A 19863-nucleotide genomic window follows, 5' to 3' on the forward strand; every position below is an offset into this window, starting at 1 on the left:
ATGACCCAGGTATGGATGGGAGTCTGGTTTCCGCAGCTATTGCTGCAATATCAGCGTTATCGCCTGACTATGCTCGACAATATGACGGGCACTATGACTGGTACTATGACTGGAAGTATGACAGGCAGTGGTGCGTCTCAGGTTCAAACACGCGCCCAACCTCAGCCCCAAACCCAAAATCAACCCAAAACAGTGCCAACCGCTGCGGCGTCAGAGCCTCTTGATCCCCAAGTACCCATGGCCTTGTATGACAGCCGGAAGCTGGTCATACATTCGGCCTGTCCCGCCGCTCAAGCAAAAGGCGTTACAGCGGGGATGAGTGTCGGCAGCGCCCAGTCGCTGCTCGGAGAGTTGCAACTCTGGCCGCTGCAAGAGGTGGACAGCGAGGCGTTGCGGGATTGGTTGTGTCAGTGGAGCTATGATTTCAGCGCCAGAATCTGGCCGCCGTTGTTATCCGGGCTTACTGAACAAGCTGCTCAAAATGCGGCCGATGCGCGCTGGCCTACAGATACACTGCTGCTGGAAGTGGGGTCCATGGTTAAACTGTTTGGCAGTTTGAGCGCCATTGTCGAGGCTTATCTCAACAAAGTCGCCGACTATGGTCTGGAATGCTCATTGGTGGTGGCACACGGACCGCTGGATGCGGCGATATTGGCGCGGCATACTCACGTCGGCATCAGCGCGGTATCAGCTGCCTTCATGAGCTCACCCACAGCTGAAAAAGCCGGGCACCTCAAGGTGCATCATGGCTTACCGCCAGATTTACCACTGGATTTGCTGCCATTAACCCAAGAGGAACGGCAACGGCTCGGCGCGCTTGGGCTGACGACTCTAGCCATGCTTGATACCTTACCCCTTGCCGAGTTGGGGCGGCGCTTTGGTCAGGGTTTGCTGCAGCTGCTGGCACAAATCCAGGGGCGTTTGCCCTGTTGCCGCAAGGGATATGAGTTACCCGAACAGTTTCAGGCCAGGTTGACCTTGCTGCATGATGTTGAGTGGGTTCAGGGATTGCTGTTTCCATTGCAAAAGCTGCTGGGGGAATTGGCAACCTATTTGCGGATCAGGCAGTTGGCGGTGCAACAGTTGGAGTTGTGGCTGAAGTTTCGCGAGCCAGAGACCCCGGCGCTGCAACTGACACTCAACTATCCCTTCGGAGAATATCAACTGCAGGGGTTATCTCAGCTCTGCCGTTTACAGCTGGAAGGATTGCAACTGCCGAGCCCGGTCGTCGATATTGAGCTGCGAGCCAGGCAGTTTGTGTCGCAGCAGCAGGGCAGTCGAGAGTTGACCGAGTCCAGAGAAGGGCAGCAGCAGGATGCCAATCAATTACTCGCCAGATTACAGGCCAGGTTAGGTAGCCATAAGGTGCGCTCTTTGGTGTTGGCGGCCGATCCCATGCCTGAACTGGCCAGTACGGCGGCTCCCCTGACTCGCTGGCCGCCACCGGCAAGGCCGCCTGTTCAGCCGTCGCTGGCACTGCGGCCTCTTTGGCTGCTGCAAGAGCCGCAAGCCATTGCTCATGAAGCCGTGGAGCTGCTTAGGGGGCCGGAAAGGTTACAGAGCCCCTGGCATTCAGGGCCTTTCCCCTGCCGGGATTATTTTCTTGCCCATCATAAGGAGAACGGCGGTCTGTGTTGGCTGTTTCGCACCGCTAATGGGCTCTTTCTTCACGCTTGGTTCAGCTGATGTACGCCGAATTGCATGCTATTTCCAATTACAGCTTTTTGCGCGGGGCTTCCCACCCGGATGAGTTGGTGCAGCAGGCCGCCAAACTGGGCTATGAGGCCATCGCCATTACCGACGAGTGCTCTCTGGCGGGTGTGGTCAAGGCGCATGAGGCCGCCAAACAAAGCGGTATCAAGCTGATTGTCGGCGCCGAATTCCACCTGCCGGAAGGCTGCCTGGTACTGCTGGCAAGAAATCGCCGGGGCTATGGTCTTATCAGCACTCTGATAACCCGGGGGCGGCGCCGGGCCGATAAGGGCAAGTATCGGTTAACCCTGGATGATTTTGCGACCATTGACCGCGGCTGCTTTTGCCTGTGGCGGCCGCCATCAGTGAGCGAGTTGCTGGCGCAAGCCGACTTGCAAAGCACTGAGCACCAAAGCCTTGGTCAGCAGAATGTCGATAATCAGAACTCTACAAACCAGGGATTAAGCAACCAAAGCCTAAGTCAGCAAACTCCTTGGTTGACGCAGCTGCAGCAGCGCAGTCTGGCACAATTGAATGCCCTGGCGACACGGGTCAAAGCCGTGTTTTCACTGCCGCTTTATCTCTTGATGGAGCGGCAATTGCAACCCGGAGAGGCTTGGTATCTCGAGGCCTGTGAGGCGCTGTCGAATCGTTTTTCCCTTCCCTGTGTCGCCGCCGGTAATGTGCAGATGCATCTTGCCGAGCGGCAAAGGCTGCACGATGTACTCAGCTGTATCCGCCATGGCCGCGCCGTGCCCATGGCCGGCGAGCTGTTATCGGGCAATGCCGAAATGGCACTTAAACCGATAACCGCCATGGCCAGGCGTCATCCCCAAGCCTGGTTGGCAAGGAGCTGTGAGCTGGCGTCCCGGTGCCATTTCAGCCTGGATGAACTCAAGTATGAGTACCCGGCCGAGTTGGTGCCAAGCGGCCTAAGTGCCGGTGAATACCTGGCGCAAGAGGTGGAAAAGGGCGCCCGCAGGCGTTTTGGCGAGGCGGTTCCACCTGAAGTGCAGACTCAGTATCGGCGCGAGCTCAAGCTGATTGCCGAGCTCAATTATGAATACTTTTTCCTGACCATCTATGATCTGGTCTGTTTTGCCGCCAGGCAAGGGATACTGCATCAGGGACGTGGCTCGGCCGCCAACTCTGTGGTCTGTTATTGCCTCGGGATCACCGAGGTGGATCCCACCAAGGTCAACATGCTGTTTGAGCGTTTTATTTCCAAGGAGCGCCATGAGCCGCCGGATATCGATGTCGATTTTGAACATGAACGCCGCGAAGAGGTGATCCAGTATATCTACCAAAAATATGGTCGTGAGCGTGCAGCCCTGGCCGCCAGTGTGAACACTTATCGTTTCAAGAGTGCCATGAAAGATGTTGGTAAGGCTCTGGGGCTCAGCGAGCAACGGCTGGATGAGCTGATAGGCGCTGTCGATCGCCGCGATCCGCAAGTGCCTTGGCAGCAGCAGTTGCAACAAGGCAAGCTATTGCCACAACAAGGTTTGGGGCAGTGGTTGTTGCCGCTGGTGGAGACCCTGATGGGTTTTCCAAGGCACTTGTCGCAACATGTCGGCGGCTTTGTGATTTCGGCCGGGCCATTGGCCGAGCTGGTGCCGGTAGAGAATGCCGCCATGGCCAAGCGCACTGTGATCCAATGGGACAAGGATGATCTCGAGAGTCTGGGGCTGTTAAAGGTCGATGTATTGGCGTTGGGAATGCTGACCGCGATCCGCAAATGTTTCGAGTTGATCTCCCGTCACATTCGTCCCTTTGCCATGTCGGATATTCGCTGGGAAGATCCGGCCGTCTATCGTATGTTGCAGCAGGGCGACAGCATGGGGGTGTTTCAGGTGGAGTCACGAGCCCAGACCAGCATGCTGCCCAGGCTCAAACCCGCCTGCTACTACGATCTGGTAATACAGATAGCCATAGTGCGCCCGGGCCCAATTCAAGGAGACATGGTGCATCCCTTTCTGCGCCGCCGCGATAAAATCGAGCCGGTTACTTTTCCTTCGGCCGAGGTGGAAGGCGTGTTGTCACGCACTATGGGGGTGCCCATTTTCCAGGAGCAGGTGATCCAATTGGCCATGGTCGCCGCCGGTTTCAGTGGCGGGGAAGCCGATCAATTGCGCCGAGCCATGGCCAGTTGGAAACGCAGTGGTGAGCTGGAGCAATTTGAACACAAGCTGCTTCAGGGGATGACGGCCCGAGGCTATAGTGACACCTTTGCCAGGCAGATATTCAACCAGATCCGCGGCTTCGGCGAATATGGTTTTCCCGAGTCTCATTCGGCCAGCTTTGCGCTCCTGGCCTATGTTTCGGCCTTTCTCAAACACTATTACCCGGTGGCGTTTTGCTGCGCCTTGCTCAACAGTCAACCCATGGGCTTTTACAGCCCATCACAGCTTATTCAGGATCTTCGTCATCATGGCGGCCTGGTATTGCCGGTTTGCATCAACCTCAGTCAGTGGCACAGCACACTGGAGCGACAAACCGATGGCTCCTTGGCATTGCGCCTCGGGTTCAGGTTGGTCAAGGGATTATCCGAGCACAGCGCCGCCAAGATAGTAGCGGGTCGGGGCGAGGGCTTTACTCACTTATCGCAGTTGGCGGCTCTGGCACTGCCAAGGCGTGAGCAGGAGGCGCTTGCCAGCGCCAATGCCTTTGCTACCCTGGGGGGCGATCGCCATCAGATCAGGTGGCAGTTGGCCGCCCGTCAGCAGAGTTTGCCTTTGTTTGAGCAGCCGGACGAGGCCGATTTTCGCCTTGAAACCGCCTTGCCTGAGGTCACCGAAGTCGATGCCTTGCTGGCTGACTACGCCTGTACCGGGCTAACTCTGGGGCGCCATCCTCTGGCATTGCTCAGAGAGCAGGGGGTACTCGGCAAGTGTCACAGCGCCACCTCTTTGTGGCAGTGTCGTCATGGTCAGAATGTGACTGTGGCCGGGCTGGTGGTCGGCAGGCAAAGGCCTGGGACTGCCAGTGGTGTTACCTTCATCACCCTCGAAGATGAAACCGGCAATGTTAACCTGGTGGTATGGAGTGATACGGCAAGGGCCCAGCGACAGGCTTATTTGAGCGCCAGGATCCTCAAGGTGAGTGGGGTCGTGGAATTCTCGTCCGGCGTATTGCATCTGCTGGCCGGTCGGTTGGAGGATATCTCGGGCAGTATGCACGCGCTGGTGGTACACTCGCGGGATTTCCATTAGCCGATAACCCATTTTAAGCTGCAGCTATCTGTGAAAATAATCCTGCTGACCCATGAAAGAGAGTTGAATCGAGCCAGTAATACAGCCACCCTGGCGCTTAATGCTTATCCGACTCTCTGTAAGCGGGTATTGTGGGCGCGTAAAGCCCCGGATGCTTGGTTAATGGAGCACTTGTCTTTGGGGCGAACCGCCTTACTCTATCCGCAAACCGAAGAAAATACTTCTGAAGAAAGTATTTCGCGAGCTCAAGCTGTAAATGAAAGCCCAAACTTAAGCCAGAGCCCAAACCAAAGCCCGGCTCAGGGCGTAACATTGCCTCACAACGCTGCTCAGAAAGCTGCTCTGAAATTAGGGAAGCCGCTAAATTCGCTGGTCATACTCGATGCAACCTGGCAGGAGGCCGGCAAGATGTATCGCCAAAGCCCCTATCTGCAGTCGCTTGCCAGAGTCGAACTGCAGGCAGAGCAGGGCTCGGCGTTTCGCTTACGGCGCAATCAGCGCCAGGGCGGGTTATGTACCTTGGAATGTATTGCGGCTGTTTGGCAAGACTTGGGGGGGGACTATAGTATCGCCGCCAGGCGGTTACTCAGTGAGTTTAATCAATGGCAGGCTGAGATAAGAGCTCCGGCCTAGCTGCACTAGAGTTAGAACTGCAAGCCGGAAGCTGTCTCTACGGCGGCGCTGAGTTAAGTCTATTCGCCTGCGTTAGATCACCGTCAGATAAACACACAGGAAATGGCAAACGGCGCCGCCCAACACAAACAGATGCCAGATGGCATGATTGAAAGGGATCGCTTTGGTAGCGTAGAAGATCACACCCAAGCTGTAGCTCAGCCCCCCGGCCAACAGCAAGTTGAACCCGGCTGTTGACAGGTTATCGATAAGCTCAGGCAACACGGCGACGCAGAGCCAGCCCATGGCCAGATACAGTATCAGGCTCAGCGCCTTGAATCTGTGAATAAAGCAGCTCTTGAACACTATTCCCCCCAGTGCCAACGACCAGATGGCTATCAGCACCCATTCTTCCTGGGCATCGGCCAAAGTAATTAACATCAGTGGGGTATAGGTTCCGGCGATTAACAGATAGATGGCGCAGTGATCCAGCATCTTGAGGCGCCGTTTCCACACAGGGTGAGGAATGCTGTGATACAGGGTCGAGCAGAGGAACAGCAGGATAATACTGCTGCCATAGATGGTTACGCCTGTTAACTGAATAGCATCCAGCGAATGCCAGCCCTTGAGCAACATCAGCACCAAGCCCAGAATGCCGGCAACCACTCCCAAACCATGGCTGACGGCATTGGCTATCTCTTCATTCAGACTGTATCCAGCTGAAAATTGGCTATTAAATTGAGATGCAGTGACTGAAGCTTTACTGTTGGGCATGATTGACTCTTCTGGTTCGACCTCATTGAAAGTGAGTCTAACAGCGCTATGGCACTCTGGCCAGATAAAAGTGTACAGCTGTTCGCTGAGATTGATTTGTTCTTTAAACCGTATCGTCTGCATTTTTTGCAAACGTCTAATGCTGCACCTTAACAACTCGTTGCCCGGCTTCCAAGTCGCTTTTTACAGTTAATTTGTTCAGAGGATCCCGTCAGCCTTATTTGACAAAGGTTTTACCTGTTTTGTTTGAAGCCGTCGATTTGAGTTTGTAGCGTAAATTGCTTTTCAAACAAGGGAATGAACTTTTTACCGAGGGTTTTCTCTAACACTGAGTTTACATTTGGTGAAAGATAAATCAGCGGCTTATGCCTCCACATTCAGATAAATTGATTGCCAGCCGAGACGAAAGCCCGGCGACAATGGCAAGCTTGAGCTTCAGCATTCCGGGTAGGGATGCTGCCTTTGAGCTTGATCTGGATGAAATCCTTAACACAGGTTCCTGCCAACCAAGCCATTTTCAAATACATTCGATTGACCCTTTCTTTGACCAATCGCTTTTTAGTCAACAGCTTGGGGTTCAACCCCAATGCCTGGCGCAAGTTGGCATGACTAAAAAAGCAGAGCAGGGGGATGCTGAGGCAAAGGGCAACGCCTTCAGTAGTTGGACCGTGGCGGGAGCCGCGCACTTAGTGCTATTGCTGGGGTTATCCTGGTTTTGGCAGCAAGCCGAATGGCGAAGAGTGGTGACAGAGCCTGCCAAACCCAAGGCGTTGCAATCCTATCTTTATTTCAGTCAGCCCAGCCCCAAACCGTTAACGTCAGTGCCGGAAGCCTTGGCCGAAGAAGCAATAATCCAGTCCAAGGAAGCGATAGAGGTTAAAAAAGCTGACTCGAGCAAGCGTTCTGAGCCACAAAAAACCGAGCAACAAAACACTGAGCCACAAGAGCAGGCTGCCGAAGAGCCGCTGCAAGAGACTGAACAAGTGGCTGTTCAAGACCAGAAAGAGCAAAGCATCCCCAAGACTCGGGCTCAAAGCGTTAAGTCTATTGATAGAGTCATTGAAAAAACAAAAAATGCAGCCGTATCTGCGCCAGAGCGAACAAATGACTTTAAACCGCAGCCGGCAGAGCAAGCTCAGCTTGACTTCAGTTCAAGCGCATTAAAGTCTGCCCGAAAAGTATTGCAACACTCGCAACAGCAGGCGCTGCAGCAGTTATCACAACAATATGCGGATAAGGCCACGGGACGCAAGAGCCTCAGTGAAATGGATGGGGAGATGGAGGAGCTTTGGGTCAATGACGCCGATGATTTCAATAAAGTGGCCAGTCTTGATCTGCCGCTTGACCCCAACCGTATCGTCAAAGATGGTGATACCTGCTATCGGGTCGTCAAGGTGCCGACTCCGCTCAATCCCTACGCCGAAAATTTGGGGTTTCCATTTAAGTGCGGTCAGACAGAGATGGAAAAAGCACTCAAGGAGGCGGTGGTCAGCCGTCTAAAGCGGCTTGGTAAGTGAGTTTTGTAATCAATTTATTTGATTGGAAATAGATTGGTTTCCAGATTTTTGTAAATATTTTCATTAACTTCAAATAATTAACTTATGATTTTAATGGATTAGATTCTGCGGCGCGTTTTGCTGTCGGGCTTGTTTCCCGCTTCCGCTTGTGCTTATACTCGGCAGTAATCTTGTCGGAGTGCCCTCTGGGCTGAGACCGTTTATTCGGGATCCGTTGAACCTGATCAGGCTAGCACCTGCGAAGGAAACAAGCATTCAGCTGCAGCATTACCGCAGCCACTGCGAGCAAAAATCTATGCCAAAGGCTTTAAAGAGCCGAGGCGATATCTGGCTTCTCCAGCTGACATTGAACTGACCTGAAACCACGAGGTCAGTCTGCCAACACCGCCGGAGGAGGACTCCAAATCAAGGAGTTTAATCAGTCAGCTCGCGCCGCTTATTATTCAACTCTCCTGACAAGCAATTTCATTTTCCAAAAGAGTGAGCTTGCTTATGTCAAATCGTCAATCCAATCGTCGTCAAACCCGTGAGGCCGCCCAGGCTTTTATCGATAACCTTAAACCCTTGTTGCATCCCAATTCACAGAAGCTGTTTGTTCAGGGTTCCCGGGCAGATATTCAGGTTGCCATGCGCCAAATCAGGCAGACAGACACCCGAATACCAACCCAAGATGGCAGTGAGCAATTTGAACCCAATCCCGCTGTACGTGTTTATGATTGTGCCGGCCCTTACTCAGATCCCAACGCAGCTATCAATGTGCGCCAGGGCCTGGATAAACTGCGCCAGGGCTGGATTTTAGAGCGTGATGATACGCAAGAGCTGACTTCTGTCAGCTCCAGTTTTACCCAGCAGCGGCTGGCGGATGAAGGGCTGGATCATTTGAGATTCGACGCTTTGCCCAAACCGCGCCGGGCCAAGCCGGGTAAGCGGGTGACCCAATTGCATTACGCCCGCGCCGGCATTATCACTCCTGAAATGGAATATATCGCCATTCGTGAAAATATGGCCCGGGCCAACGAAGCGCTTGCCAAAGATCCGCAGCTGGCCCGCAAGGCCAAAGGAGAAGCCTTTGGCGCTATAGTTGCCACGCCGATAACCCCTGAGTTTGTCCGCAGCGAAGTGGCCCGTGGCCGCGCCATCATTCCCGCCAACATCAACCATCCGGAAGCCGAGCCTATGATTATCGGCCGTAACTTTTTGGTGAAGGTTAACGCCAATATCGGTAATTCGGCGGTGACCTCTTCCATCGAGGAAGAGGTGGAAAAACTGGTGTGGGCCACCCGTTGGGGCGCCGATACAGTGATGGATCTGTCCACCGGCCGTTATATCCACGAAACCCGCGAATGGATAGTGCGTAACTCGCCTGTGCCCATAGGTACCGTGCCCATCTATCAGGCGCTGGAAAAGGTCAACGGCATTGCCGAAGATCTCAGTTGGGAAGTGTTTCGCGACACCCTGATAGAGCAGGCCGAACAAGGGGTGGATTACTTCACCATTCATGCCGGGGTCTTGCTGCGCTATGTGCCCATGACGGCCAATCGGGTGACCGGCATGGTATCCCGCGGCGGCTCCATTATGGCCAAGTGGTGCCTGAGCCATCATAAGGAAAACTTCCTCTACAGCCATTTCCGCGACATCTGTGAGCTTTGCGCCGCCTATGATGTTTCTCTGTCGCTCGGTGACGGCATGCGCCCCGGCTCGATCGCCGATGCCAACGACGAGGCTCAGTTTGCCGAGCTGGAAACCTTGGGTGAGCTGGTGAAAATCGCCTGGGAGTACGATGTGCAGACCATAATCGAAGGGCCGGGCCATATTCCTATGCAGCTGATCAAGGAAAATATGGACAAGCAGCTTGAGTACTGTGATGAGGCGCCTTTCTACACCTTGGGGCCCCAGACCACGGATATTGCGCCCGGTTATGATCATTTCACCTCTGGCATAGGCGCGGCGATGATTGCCTGGTACGGCTGTGCCATGCTCTGTTATGTGACCCCCAAGGAGCATCTGGGCTTGCCCAATAAGGAAGACGTTAAACAAGGGCTTATTGCATACAAAATTGCGGCGCATGCCGCCGATGTTGCCAAGGGACACCCAGGTGCCCAGCTGCGCGACAATGCGTTGTCAAAGGCCAGATTCGAGTTTCGCTGGGAAGATCAATATAACCTGGGGTTGGATCCCGATACCGCCCGGGCGTTCCACGATGAATCCCTGCCTCAGGAGTCTGCCAAGGTGGCGCATTTTTGCTCCATGTGCGGCCCCAAGTTCTGCTCGATGAAAATCACCCAGGATGTACGCGACTATGCAGCGTCTTTGGCTGCATCCTTGTCTGCATCTCAGCTAGCTTCGGGGGATTCGTCAGGGCCAGACGCGGCAGAGCGCCAAACCGAGCCAGTGCAGGCTGAAGAACTGACGGTACAGCCGCTGGAAGTACTGGATGCCGAGGCGGGGATGGCGCGGATGTCGGCGCAGTTCAAGGCCGCTGGCAGCGCCCTGTATCATCCGGCTACAGCAGGCGAAAAGCCCTTGTCCAATCCAAAACCCGAGTCCAATCCCAAGTCCTATCCCAATCCCGAGCCAGAGGCTACACGCTATGAAGAGGAAGCCTGAAATGGCGGCTGATAAAAGGCCGATAGTCTGGAGCATAGCCGGCTCAGACAGTGGCGGCGGCGCCGGTATCCAGGCCGATCTTGCCACCTTGAGTAATCTTGGCTGCCATGGCTGCTCTGTTATCACCACTTTGACCGCCCAGAGCAGTGTGGCAGTGACGCTAACCGAGGCGGTGAGCGAGGAGATGTTGCTGGCGCAGCTCAATGCTCTGCTCGGTGACTTGCCGCCCAAGGCGATAAAAATTGGCTTGCTTGCCAATCAAGCGCAGCTGCAGCTGCTTTGTGACTGGTTGGCTCGGCACCTGCCTGATGTTCCTTTGGTGGTCGACCCCGTCATGGTGGCCAGTTGCGGCGATGCACTCTCAAAGAGCACTGCAACGGACACGGCGCGGCTGGATTACCGGCCGCTGGCGGCGCTCGCCACTGTGCTGACCCCCAATATTCACGAGCTGGCATTGCTGAGTCGCAGCGATATTCATGACTTTCCTTCCTGGCAAGATGCGGCAACTTGCCTGGCAAACGAACTGCCTTGCCATCTCTTGGCCAAGGGCGGGGATTTCGAGGCGGGGATCGCGCGCGGCTTGGCAGAAGACTTGCTGCTTGTTAAAGACTTGCCTCACAGCTCCGGGTTGCATCAACGGCAGGGGTTTGTGTTGGCGAGCCCAAGGCAAGCATCCAGCAACAACCATGGCAGCGGCTGCACGTTATCCAGTGCCATAGCGGCATTTTTGGCCCACGACTGGATCTTGCCCGATGCCCTAATTCTGGCCAAGGCCTATATCAATGGCGCTTTGGCGCAGAGTTATCGGGTAGGCAGTGGTCCCGGCCCCTTAGGTCGCCCCGGGGCTTGTCTGGCCGCCGAGCTTATGCCTGTCATTTGGCCGCTGGAGGATTATCCCTGGGCCAACCCAGCCCAGGTGCTCGGCGCCCCTTGGCTTGCAGCGCCAACCTCTGCTGATGCTGTTAGTGTTAAAGGCGTTAGTGCTGAAGGCTTTAAAACACTGCCCCATAATCTGGGTATCTATCCGGTCGTGGCCGATGTCGAATTGCTGGAAGCCTTACTCAAGGCAGGTTGCCGCACCATTCAATTGCGGCTCAAGGAGGAAGTGCTGCCCGGCTCGAGCGCCGAGCGGGCGATCATTCGCGCCATCGCGCTCGGGCGCCAATATCAGGCGCGGGTCTTTATCAATGATCACTGGCAACTGGCCATTGTCCACGGCGCCTTTGGTGTGCATTTGGGCCAGGAGGATCTCAGCCAGGCATCCCTTGAGGCCATCCAAGGGGCGGGTATGGCGCTGGGGTTATCCAGTCATGGTTATTTCGAGGCGCTGCTTGCATTGCGCCACAGGCCCAGTTATCTGGCCCTCGGGCATATCTTTGCCACCAAGACCAAAGTGATGCCGTCTCTGCCCCAGGGACTGACGCGCCTTGGCGCCTATAGCGAAACTTTCGGCTCCTTGCTGCCGACGGTCGCCATTGGCGGCATTGACGAGCATAACCTCGATGCCGTCAAGCATACCGGTGTGGCCAATGTCGCCGTGGTGCGGGCCATTACCGAGGCCGCCGAACCGGTAACGGCTTTCAGGCACCTGACACAAAGCTGGTTAGGGCGAGCAGCCACGATTGCAAGCGGGATTAGCTATGCCCAACAAAATGCCGGGCTTCAGGAAGGTGCAGCTGAGCGGGATGGTACTGGAGTTCTGGGCCGTGCTGGGGTTGAGGACTGTACCGGGCTGAGCGATCGCGACTTTATCCGTTACGGTAGCCAGTTGCTGCTGCCCAGAGTCTCAGAAGCGGGGCAGCTCGCCTTACAGGTAAAGACGGTCGCCATAGTGGGGCTCGGAGGTCTTGGTCATCATCTGGCGCGCTCTTTGGCCGCCGCCGGAGTAGGGCGTCTCATTCTAATCGATCCCGATATTGTCGAGTTGGGTAATCTGCCGAGGCAACTGCTCTACAACGAGCAGGATATCGGCCGTTTGAAGGTCGACGTGGCCAAGGAAAAGCTGGGGCGCGATTATCCAAACTGCCTGATTGAGATTGAGCCCAAGCTATTTGGCCCCAAGAGCGCGGAGCTTATTAGTGAGGCGTCACTGGTATTGGATGCCAGCGACAATTTTTTTTGCCGTCATAACCTTAACCAAGCCTGTGTGAAGTTGGGCAAAGAGCTGATTGCGGCGGCGATCAGCGCCGATTCCGGCCTATTGTGTCATACCGCCCCTTGGCTTAACCCAGAGGCGGGCTGTTATGAATGCCTGTTCCCGCGAGACAGCACTGGCTCGGGGCGCTGCCGCGACATGGGGGTGCTGGGGCCTGCGGTGCAAACCCTGGCGGCGATGCAGTCGCTGGCAGCCATCAATACTCTGCTTGGAGAGCGCAGCACCCTGGGACGGCTCATCAGCCTGGATTGCCGAACGTTAAGCGTACGTGAGGCTGCGCTTTGCGCCGACCCGGCATGTCTTTGCTGTCAAACCCACACTCAGGCTGGACATAAAACACAAACCCAATTCATGAAAGGGCGCCCAGAGCTTAGCCGTGAGGAGAATTGCGATGCAAATTAAGATAAACAATCAAGTCAAAGAGTTGCCTGAAGCTATGACGCTGTTACAGCTGCTCGAGTGGTGTGAGATAGCGCCTGGCAGCGTGGCGCTGGTGCGTAATGGCGCCGTAGTGCCCAGATCTCAGTGGCCAGAGCTTGAATGTCAAAACGGAGACAGCCTCGAGCTGTTTTCCGCCGTTGCAGGGGGTTGAGATATGTTGCAAATTGGCGAGTTTGAGTTTCAATCCAGGCTGTTTGGCGGCACCGGCAAGTTTGCTTCGGCAGAGCTGATGCAACGCTCGCTCGTGGCCAGCGGCGCCGAGTTGGTCACTGTGGCGATGAAGCGGCTCGATTTTAATCAGGGCAGTGATGAATTGCTGGCACCGCTCAAAGAGCGCGGCGTGCAGCTGCTGCCCAATACTGCCGGGGCCCGCAATGCCAGGGAGGCGATTTTTGCCGCCGAGCTGGCACGGGAGATGCTGGGCACCCAACTATTGAAGCTGGAGATCCACCCGGATCCCCGTTATCTATTGCCGGATCCGGTAGAAACACTGGAAGCGGCCCGGATCTTGTGCGCCGAAGGCTTCACTGTTCTGCCTTATGTGCATGCCGATCCCGTGTTGTGCTTGCGCCTCGAAGAGGTAGGCTGCGCCGCCGTGATGCCGCTTGGCAGTCCCATAGGTTCCAATCAGGGGCTGGCCACAGAACCCTTTTTGAAGATCATCATAGAGCAGGCCAATGTGCCTGTGGTGGTGGATGCCGGGATCGGCGCGCCGTCTCAGGCGATGCGGGCGATGGAGTTGGGCGCCGATGCCGTGCTGGTCAATACTGCCATCGCATCCAGCTTGGATCCCGTGACCATGGCGAGTAGTTTCAAGGATGCGGTGCGCGCCGGGCGAGCAGCCTATCTTGCCGGACTCGGGACCATCAGCAATCGAGCCCAAAACACCAGTCCGCTGACCGGGTTTCTCAATCTGGGAGAAAACCATGGCTGATTTTCTTGAGCGTTTTACCGCTATCGACAGAGATCTACTGCGCCTTGCGATTGCCAGTGTCAGCGCCGCCGAGGTTGAGCGCTGTCTGGCGCGGCCCGAGACGATAGCGCACAATCCCTCGGCCTTGCCCATTCTTTTGTCACCGGCGGCCCGGGAATTTCTCGAGCCTATGGCGCAGCTCTCTGCTGCGCTCACCCGCAAGAAGTTCGGCGCCAACATAGGTCTCTATGCGCCGCTCTATGTTTCCAATCTATGCGCCAATGATTGCGACTACTGCGGTTTCAGCATGAGCAATAAAATTCGCCGCAAGACCCTAAGCCAGGCCGAACTGGATGCTGAAATTGCCATTCTCAAGCAGCGCGGCTTTGATTCTGTGTTGCTGGTTTCCGGCGAACATGAAACCAAGGTAGGGCTGGAATATTTTGCCCAGGCGCTTTTGAGGCTCAAGCAGGACTTCAGCTATCTGGCGATTGAAGTGCAGCCTCTCGCAGAAGCGGGTTATCGACGCCTGGTTGATGAGGGACTGGATGCCGTGATGGTATATCAGGAGACCTATCAGCCCGCCACCTATGACCGCCATCATCTCAGAGGCAATAAAAAGGACTTTGGTTTCAGGCTTAATACACCGGACAGGGCCGCCAGGGCCGGGGTCGACAAAGTAGGCCTGGGCGTTTTGCTCGGGCTGGATGATTGGCGCTTGGACTCGGCATTGATGGGGTTGCACCTGGACTATTTACAGCAAAAGTACTGGCGTAGTCGCTTCAGCGTGTCGCTGCCAAGGCTCAGGCCCTGCGTTGGCGGAGTAACGCCGGCTGTGACTCTGGATGATGCCGGATTGGTGCAGCTTATCTGCGCCATGCGCTTGTTCAGCCCGGCGCTGGAGTTGAGTCTCTCTACCCGGGAGAGCGCCTCACTCAGGGACAATCTATTGCCCCTTGGGATCACCCATGTGAGTGCCGCCAGCTCAACAGAGCCAGGTGGTTACAGCAATCCCAAGTTGCAGCTGGATCAGTTCCAGATAAGTGATGAGCGCACAGTTCCTGAGGTGGTCAGCGCCATTCGAGCACAAGGCATGCAACCTGTGTGGAAAGATTGGGACGCGAGTTGGCTCGCAGGCGCCTCCTTTGCGGTAACCCATCAAGGCGCATGAACCTTTCGGGCTGTACATTTGCACTGAATTGGCCAATAATTGTTCAAAGCTGTGGCTAAAATGGTAGCAACTGATTTTAACCACAGAACGAAAATCCACAGTCCAATACAGACAAGGGGCAATCATGCAAATTCCATCGGCTTTTTCGGCGGGAGTTCAAGGGCTGCAAAGCGCCCAGTCCGGCCTGACTCAGGCAACAGTGGATATCGCTCGTCCGGCACCTGCGCAGCAGGCCGATTCGGCCCGCCCGGTTGAGGAGGCAGACAAAACCTCGGCACTGGTATCTGCATTGGAATCCAAGGCCCAGGGTCAAGCTTCAGTAGAGGTGATTGAACGCGCATCCGACACCTTGGGCAGTATCATAGATATCGAGGTGTAATATATGGTTGGCGCGCTGGCCGGCGCGGGGCTGACGGCAACAGCCGTGTCCCGGCGGCCAAGCTCGTCAATTGCCAACTTAAGCAGTGGCAGCTCCATAAACCAATCGCCTCTCAGCGCCAACCCTGCCGGTAAAATCTCCGCCAGTCAAAATCCCTCTCAGGAAAATCCCTCTCAGATAAGTGGCGTAAAGCCCAGCTCAATAAACCCGAGCCCAATAAACCTGAGCTCGGGAAATCAAAGCCCAGTCAATACAAGTTCAGTTAATCTGAGCCCACTCCAAGGTTCAGCTGCGCAACATTCAGAGCCACAAATTGTAAAGCCACCGCGGGAAGCACTGGTCAGTTTGACTAAAGGAGCTCTGGGGGCAGCGGCCTTGTCCAGCTCTGGCCATTGGCATGGAGAGGTTCAAGCATCGATGCCGCTCGCGGGGACATCGACTCAAGCATCTGCCTTTTCCGGCCAAGGGGCTGACATTGTCGGCGGCCCTGCGATACCAGTAACTTTAGCGGGAGAAGCTCCTGAGGTTCCCGCTTTTAATGGCACAAATACTTCCGCCAACTCTATGAGTGGGGCAGAGCAGGATTTTGACAACACTTCCGGCAGCTCATCGAGTCGCTCATCGAGCCAGGCTGGCAGCGAAGTAAAAGAAGGGGACGAAGGGGCGGCTCGCCAGTCAACCGGGGAGTCGAATACGACAAGCTCCGCCGAACCCAAGCCGGATGAGGCGCAACAGAAACAGCAGCAGAACCGTGAGAGTCGTGAGCAACAGGCGCTTGAGCGGGAAATCGACTCCCTGATGAAGCGCGATACCCAGGTGCGATCCCATGAACAGGCTCATGCCGCGGTAGGCGGGATCCATGCCGGACAACCGGCATTTGAATTCGAGAAAGGACCCGATGGCAAGCGTTACGCGGTGGAAGGTGAAGTTCAGATAGATGTCTCTGTAGTGAACGGCGATCCGCTGGCGACCATGGCGAAAATGAAACAGGTCTATGCGGCGGCGATGGCACCTGTCGATCCCTCCATGGCCGATATCCGGGTTGCCGCCGAGGCGATGCGTAAATATAACCAGGCAAGAGAAGAGGCCGGAAACCAGAGACTTGCCGCCGCACCAAAGCCTGAGCTGAGTCAAAACCTGTTGGGAGCCGCAGATCCGGCTGCTGAAAAGTCCGCGCCTTCCTTTGAACCCAAGGCTGGCGACTCTGCAAACTTCCCCATAGGTCTGTCTCGTTTGATGGGCGCCATAGCACAGCAGTCAAATGCCTTGAATGAACGGGCTTTCAGTCCACCCAAGGCCGAGTTGCAGCTTGAGTCGGGTTCTGTTGCCGACGTGATAGCCGCTGAGCAGCAACAGGCGCAGCGTATTCGGGATGAGAGTCGTTAGTGCTTCACATATCTTCAAGGCCAATTTGAGTTCGGCGAGGGCACGGTTTAATAACCTCTTTGTTCAATGCTTAAACAAAGCATAGTAGGAGGTTTACTTCCGCGTCATTAACGTTGGGAATCTATATTCTCAGCAGAATGGGCAAAATAAATTATCCATAAAATCTAGTAGTTCAATATTTGGACTTGGCATAATGACTGTTACTTTACCGTGCTTTTCGCATTCAATTTCTTGAAATCCACCTTCATTAGCAACTGTGCTTATGTCTAAATCACTCCATCCACACCAAGGGCAACACTTAATTTCTGCATCGGTGTTTGCAGCTATCTCTTGCTTCCAGTTGCATTCGCCACAATGAAGCTTGTGTATTACCTTGGCTTCTGTAAGCGTAGTTACTTTAGGCTTCTCGATCATATCTCTTTCCTATACATAACGCCGCCATCACGAGCCGAGGTATTTGGCACACTTTTTGGAAAAAAGCGTGACAAGTACCGAAGGTCACGTGCATGGCCTTGTTAGGCTGTGGACTCCCAAATGAAATGTATATATTCGTCTGTGTATTCGGCATACAAGTCAACTATTAACTCCCTATCAAGGGTATACATTGCATAGGCTCCAACGAACTCCCCTGTGTTAAGCGGTAAACTTGGCTGCGCTATAAGCTCACTACACTGGCTGTGTACCATTGAGTTAAATTTATCTTCTGATATCTTTGTAAAATCAGCCTCAATAATATATGGCTTAAAGTATTCTTCTCGATCGCTCCAGTCATCTTGAAGTTCGGCAGCTAACCAAAAATTTAAACCATTATCGCGACCAAGCTTTGGAGATCTACAGATTCGAATGCTCTCCTCGGAATCAGGTACTCTAAATGCAAACCGGTTATACGTGGTTGTATAAAGACCTCGGTAGCGCCCAAGACTCATGTCTTCAAAATCAATTTTTTCTAGATCATCATACTCGAACATACTGGAAGCCTAACGCCGCCAGCAGGGGCAGACAAAGCGCGCAGTGGTTTGGGTGTCCCTCTGGCTGGCCTTGTTATTTGCGCACATGGCTAGGTAATGCGCTAATTCTAACCAACTTCCCAACTGAAGGGGACCAAGCAATTAAATGAGGCTCCATTCTGCTACCACTGGCGTCAATCAACTCTTTTACTTCACTCTGGTTGTTGGTCACGAATTCGGTCATTGCGCGAATGTAAATGTCCGTAGCCATTTCGAATTGTTCTTTTGACCAGCTGGTTTCGTATAAAAACTTAGCCCGCTGATTATCTTTTCCTACACAGTACAGCGCCAATATTAAGGAATACTTTGTGTCTGGTTCCTTATTCTCGGACGTCGTCAATATACTGACTTTATACTCTGGGTCTTCCCCGAAGTATTTTAGATATAACTTGGATAAAGCATTCTTAATATGTGGATAGGTATCCTCAGCTGCCTTGTCGCCTAGCTTTTTGACAAAAGCTCCGCCAAAAAGGATTGCAACGGATGAGATGCCAAGCAGTAGGATGGAAGCTTGAGGGCCTTTTTTAGGAGTTTCGTGAAAAGCCACATCTTGACCAAGATGTTCTAGGGACTGCTTTAACTGATCAATAGCTTTACTATCGATGCTTTCCTCAAACGCAATGTTTAATATATCTTGATTCACAGTTTCCCTCTGAGCATATAACAGCTGTATAGTGCGCATGCGCGTTTTAGTCCTCGGAGGACTGTAAACGCGCATAGCTATCTCTTTGTATTAGTTAGATATAATAGAGTCTAGCCAAAATATCCCTTGCAGTTAAACGTACATGCGCGGTTTCCAAACCTATTATCTACCAACAGTGTTTTATATCTATATGACTTTAATGATATTTTCTGTGATATTACAGAAATAATGCGCCAGATTAACTTCAAATTTCAGGGGCTTTTGTCAAAACCTCAATAATACTGTGTGAAAAACCAGCGTTATAGCGCTCTCCAGGGGCTGTTCGGGTCTTTTTCCAACTGATATTCATGACGTCATACCATAGGGACACAGCGTAAATATGAAGTTGCTCCGTTTCTTACTATTTATAATGAGCTCAGATTTATACTGAGCCGGATTTATGTTGAGCCAGGATCAGTGATTCCAGCAGCTTACAGGCCGGGCCTTGTTTGTCTCTCTGTGGCACTACCAGACTGAGCAGTATCTTGCGACTGCTGGAGCCTTTGAGACTGAGCCGTACCAATTGCCCATTTTCCAGCTCCTGCTTGACCAGATGCGCCGGGATCCAGCAAAAACCTATGCCTTTGGCCAGGATCACCTTGGCTTCGTGGAAGTTGCTGACGGTCCAGCGCTGCTCGGCCTTGAGCCAGCCGATTTCCTGCTGACTATTGACGCCGGTATCTTTGATCACAATTTGCAGATGTTGGGCCAGCACTCTGTCGTCTTCAATTTCAACTTGGGCCGCCAGCGGATGGGAAGGGTGGCAGAGCAGGTAGAAGTCCAGATCGCAAAGGGGCTCAGAGATATAACCCATGGGCGGGGTACCGCAAATCGCAATATCTACCTGATGGTTTTTGATCATCTCCTGGGTGCCGCTGATCACTGTGTCCCGCACTGTGACCCGGGTTCCGCGGCTCTGGGGCAGAAAGGCGGCCAGCGCCTCGGTCAGGGTTTCCATGGGGTAGACCAACTCCCTGGCGATGCTCAGACTCGGCTCCCAGCCCTGTTCCAGATTGCTGGCGAGCTGCTCCAACTCCCCCACAGCCTGAGTGACGTGACGAGAGCGACGAAGCAGTACTTCGCCGCATTCGGTCAGATAGGCCTTGCGGCCACGCACTTCGAGGAGTTGGATCCCCAACTGATGCTGCAGCTTGGCCACAGCATGGTTGAGGGATGATTGGCTCTTGTTGAGCTGCTCGGCGGCCTGGGCGTAACCACCGAAGTCGACGACGGCCTGCAGGATCCGCCACTGTTCCAATGTGGACTTGGGTCTGTTCATTTTCTAAAAACTCGTCAGATTTCGGCCTATCATGGG

At 54.2% G+C, this 19863-nt stretch carries 16 protein-coding genes and 1 riboswitch; of the genes, 11 read left to right on the forward strand and 5 right to left on the reverse strand.

What is annotated here, in order from left to right:
- Genes HCX89_RS12590 through HCX89_RS12600 form a run of 3 tightly spaced genes read left to right on the forward strand, consistent with a single transcriptional unit; the run spans nt 1 to nt 5537 of the window.
- Nucleotides 1–1686: a DNA polymerase Y family protein gene (locus tag HCX89_RS12590; protein ID WP_167716253.1), complete on the forward strand. Its 1686-nt coding sequence runs from the start codon at nt 1–3 to the stop codon at nt 1684–1686.
- Nucleotides 1686–4904: an error-prone DNA polymerase gene (locus HCX89_RS12595; protein ID WP_167716255.1), complete on the forward strand. Its 3219-nt coding sequence runs from the start codon at nt 1686–1688 to the stop codon at nt 4902–4904. Before HCX89_RS12590 ends, HCX89_RS12595 begins: the two co-directional genes overlap by 1 nt.
- 30 nt (nt 4905–4934) lie before the next feature.
- Nucleotides 4935–5537, forward strand: coding sequence for a tRNA-uridine aminocarboxypropyltransferase (locus tag HCX89_RS12600; protein WP_167716257.1), 603 nt, complete (start codon nt 4935–4937; stop codon nt 5535–5537).
- A gap of 72 nt (nt 5538–5609) precedes the next feature.
- Here HCX89_RS12600 and HCX89_RS12605 read toward each other — a convergent pair whose 3' ends face one another.
- Nucleotides 5610–6290: a hemolysin III family protein gene (locus HCX89_RS12605; RefSeq protein ID WP_167716259.1), complete on the reverse strand. Its 681-nt coding sequence runs from the start codon at nt 6288–6290 to the stop codon at nt 5610–5612.
- A gap of 605 nt (nt 6291–6895) precedes the next feature.
- Here HCX89_RS12605 and HCX89_RS12610 point away from each other — a divergent pair.
- The 8 genes from HCX89_RS12610 (at nt 6896) to HCX89_RS22855 (ending at nt 16859) form a co-directional block, all read left to right on the forward strand.
- Nucleotides 6896–7807, forward strand: a complete 912-nt coding sequence (locus HCX89_RS12610; RefSeq protein WP_167716262.1) for a hypothetical protein — start codon at nt 6896–6898, stop codon at nt 7805–7807.
- 164 nt (nt 7808–7971) lie between these two features.
- Nucleotides 7972–8071: riboswitch (TPP riboswitch) on the forward strand.
- Between the two features lie 228 nt (nt 8072–8299).
- Complete coding sequence (thiC, locus tag HCX89_RS12615; protein ID WP_167716263.1) at nt 8300–10414, forward strand: phosphomethylpyrimidine synthase ThiC; 2115 nt, start codon at nt 8300–8302, stop codon at nt 10412–10414.
- Between the two features lies 1 nt (nt 10415).
- Complete coding sequence (locus tag HCX89_RS12620) at nt 10416–12971, forward strand: bifunctional hydroxymethylpyrimidine kinase/phosphomethylpyrimidine kinase (protein ID WP_167716265.1); 2556 nt, start codon at nt 10416–10418, stop codon at nt 12969–12971.
- Nucleotides 12961–13161, forward strand: coding sequence for a sulfur carrier protein ThiS (thiS, locus tag HCX89_RS12625; RefSeq protein WP_039035260.1), 201 nt, complete (start codon nt 12961–12963; stop codon nt 13159–13161). Before HCX89_RS12620 ends, thiS begins: the two co-directional genes overlap by 11 nt.
- A 3-nt stretch (nt 13162–13164) precedes the next feature.
- Entirely contained in the window at nt 13165–13944 is a 780-nt protein-coding gene (locus HCX89_RS12630) for a thiazole synthase (RefSeq protein ID WP_167716267.1), read from the forward strand.
- Nucleotides 13937–15094 carry a 2-iminoacetate synthase ThiH gene (gene thiH, locus HCX89_RS12635; RefSeq protein ID WP_167716269.1) on the forward strand — a complete coding sequence of 386 codons (1158 nt, stop codon included), beginning with the start codon at nt 13937–13939 and terminating at the stop codon, nt 15092–15094. The genes HCX89_RS12630 and thiH overlap by 8 nt, the downstream gene beginning before the upstream one ends.
- 124 nt (nt 15095–15218) lie before the next feature.
- On the forward strand, nt 15219–15473 hold the full coding sequence (locus tag HCX89_RS12640; RefSeq protein ID WP_025888106.1) for a hypothetical protein: 255 nt from the start codon (nt 15219–15221) through the stop codon (nt 15471–15473).
- Nucleotides 15474–15890: 417 nt separating this feature from the next.
- The gene (locus HCX89_RS22855) at nt 15891–16859 is read left to right on the forward strand and encodes a putative metalloprotease CJM1_0395 family protein (RefSeq protein ID WP_144406701.1); all 969 of its coding nucleotides are present in this window, start codon (nt 15891–15893) and stop codon (nt 16857–16859) included.
- A gap of 129 nt (nt 16860–16988) precedes the next feature.
- Here HCX89_RS22855 and HCX89_RS12650 read toward each other — a convergent pair whose 3' ends face one another.
- From HCX89_RS12650 to HCX89_RS12665, 4 genes are all read right to left on the reverse strand, one after another.
- Complete coding sequence (locus tag HCX89_RS12650; RefSeq protein WP_025009683.1) at nt 16989–17273, reverse strand: hypothetical protein; 285 nt, start codon at nt 17271–17273, stop codon at nt 16989–16991.
- Between the two features lie 101 nt (nt 17274–17374).
- Nucleotides 17375–17827 carry a hypothetical protein gene (locus HCX89_RS12655; RefSeq protein WP_052678553.1) on the reverse strand — a complete coding sequence of 151 codons (453 nt, stop codon included), beginning with the start codon at nt 17825–17827 and terminating at the stop codon, nt 17375–17377.
- Between the two features lie 73 nt (nt 17828–17900).
- Nucleotides 17901–18509, reverse strand: a complete 609-nt coding sequence (locus HCX89_RS12660) for a hypothetical protein (protein ID WP_144225580.1) — start codon at nt 18507–18509, stop codon at nt 17901–17903.
- A gap of 421 nt (nt 18510–18930) precedes the next feature.
- Complete coding sequence (locus HCX89_RS12665) at nt 18931–19827, reverse strand: LysR family transcriptional regulator (RefSeq protein WP_025009685.1); 897 nt, start codon at nt 19825–19827, stop codon at nt 18931–18933.
- Nucleotides 19828–19863: the final 36 nt, after the last annotated feature.

The sequence above is a fragment of the Shewanella sp. Iso12 genome, assembly GCF_012030025.1.
Classification (GTDB): domain Bacteria; phylum Pseudomonadota; class Gammaproteobacteria; order Enterobacterales; family Shewanellaceae; genus Shewanella; species Shewanella algae.

What these genes read in the sequence shown, in the direction of transcription:
- HCX89_RS12590 (WP_167716253.1), top strand. Translation starts at nt 1, where the DNA reads ATGACCCAGGTATGGATGGGAGTCTGGTTTCCGCAGCTATTGCTGCAA.
- HCX89_RS12595 (WP_167716255.1), top strand. Translation starts at nt 1,686, where the DNA reads ATGTACGCCGAATTGCATGCTATTTCCAATTACAGCTTTTTGCGCGGG.
- HCX89_RS12605 (WP_167716259.1), bottom strand. Translation starts at nt 6,290, where the DNA reads ATGCCCAACAGTAAAGCTTCAGTCACTGCATCTCAATTTAATAGCCAA.
- HCX89_RS12610 (WP_167716262.1), top strand. Translation starts at nt 6,896, where the DNA reads ATGACTAAAAAAGCAGAGCAGGGGGATGCTGAGGCAAAGGGCAACGCC.
- thiC (WP_167716263.1), top strand. Translation starts at nt 8,300, where the DNA reads ATGTCAAATCGTCAATCCAATCGTCGTCAAACCCGTGAGGCCGCCCAG.
- HCX89_RS12620 (WP_167716265.1), top strand. Translation starts at nt 10,416, where the DNA reads ATGGCGGCTGATAAAAGGCCGATAGTCTGGAGCATAGCCGGCTCAGAC.
- thiS (WP_039035260.1), top strand. Translation starts at nt 12,961, where the DNA reads ATGCAAATTAAGATAAACAATCAAGTCAAAGAGTTGCCTGAAGCTATG.
- HCX89_RS12630 (WP_167716267.1), top strand. Translation starts at nt 13,165, where the DNA reads ATGTTGCAAATTGGCGAGTTTGAGTTTCAATCCAGGCTGTTTGGCGGC.
- thiH (WP_167716269.1), top strand. Translation starts at nt 13,937, where the DNA reads ATGGCTGATTTTCTTGAGCGTTTTACCGCTATCGACAGAGATCTACTG.
- HCX89_RS12640 (WP_025888106.1), top strand. Translation starts at nt 15,219, where the DNA reads ATGCAAATTCCATCGGCTTTTTCGGCGGGAGTTCAAGGGCTGCAAAGC.
- HCX89_RS22855 (WP_144406701.1), top strand. Translation starts at nt 15,891, where the DNA reads ATGCCGCTCGCGGGGACATCGACTCAAGCATCTGCCTTTTCCGGCCAA.
- HCX89_RS12650 (WP_025009683.1), bottom strand. Translation starts at nt 17,273, where the DNA reads ATGATCGAGAAGCCTAAAGTAACTACGCTTACAGAAGCCAAGGTAATA.
- HCX89_RS12655 (WP_052678553.1), bottom strand. Translation starts at nt 17,827, where the DNA reads ATGTTCGAGTATGATGATCTAGAAAAAATTGATTTTGAAGACATGAGT.
- HCX89_RS12665 (WP_025009685.1), bottom strand. Translation starts at nt 19,827, where the DNA reads ATGAACAGACCCAAGTCCACATTGGAACAGTGGCGGATCCTGCAGGCC.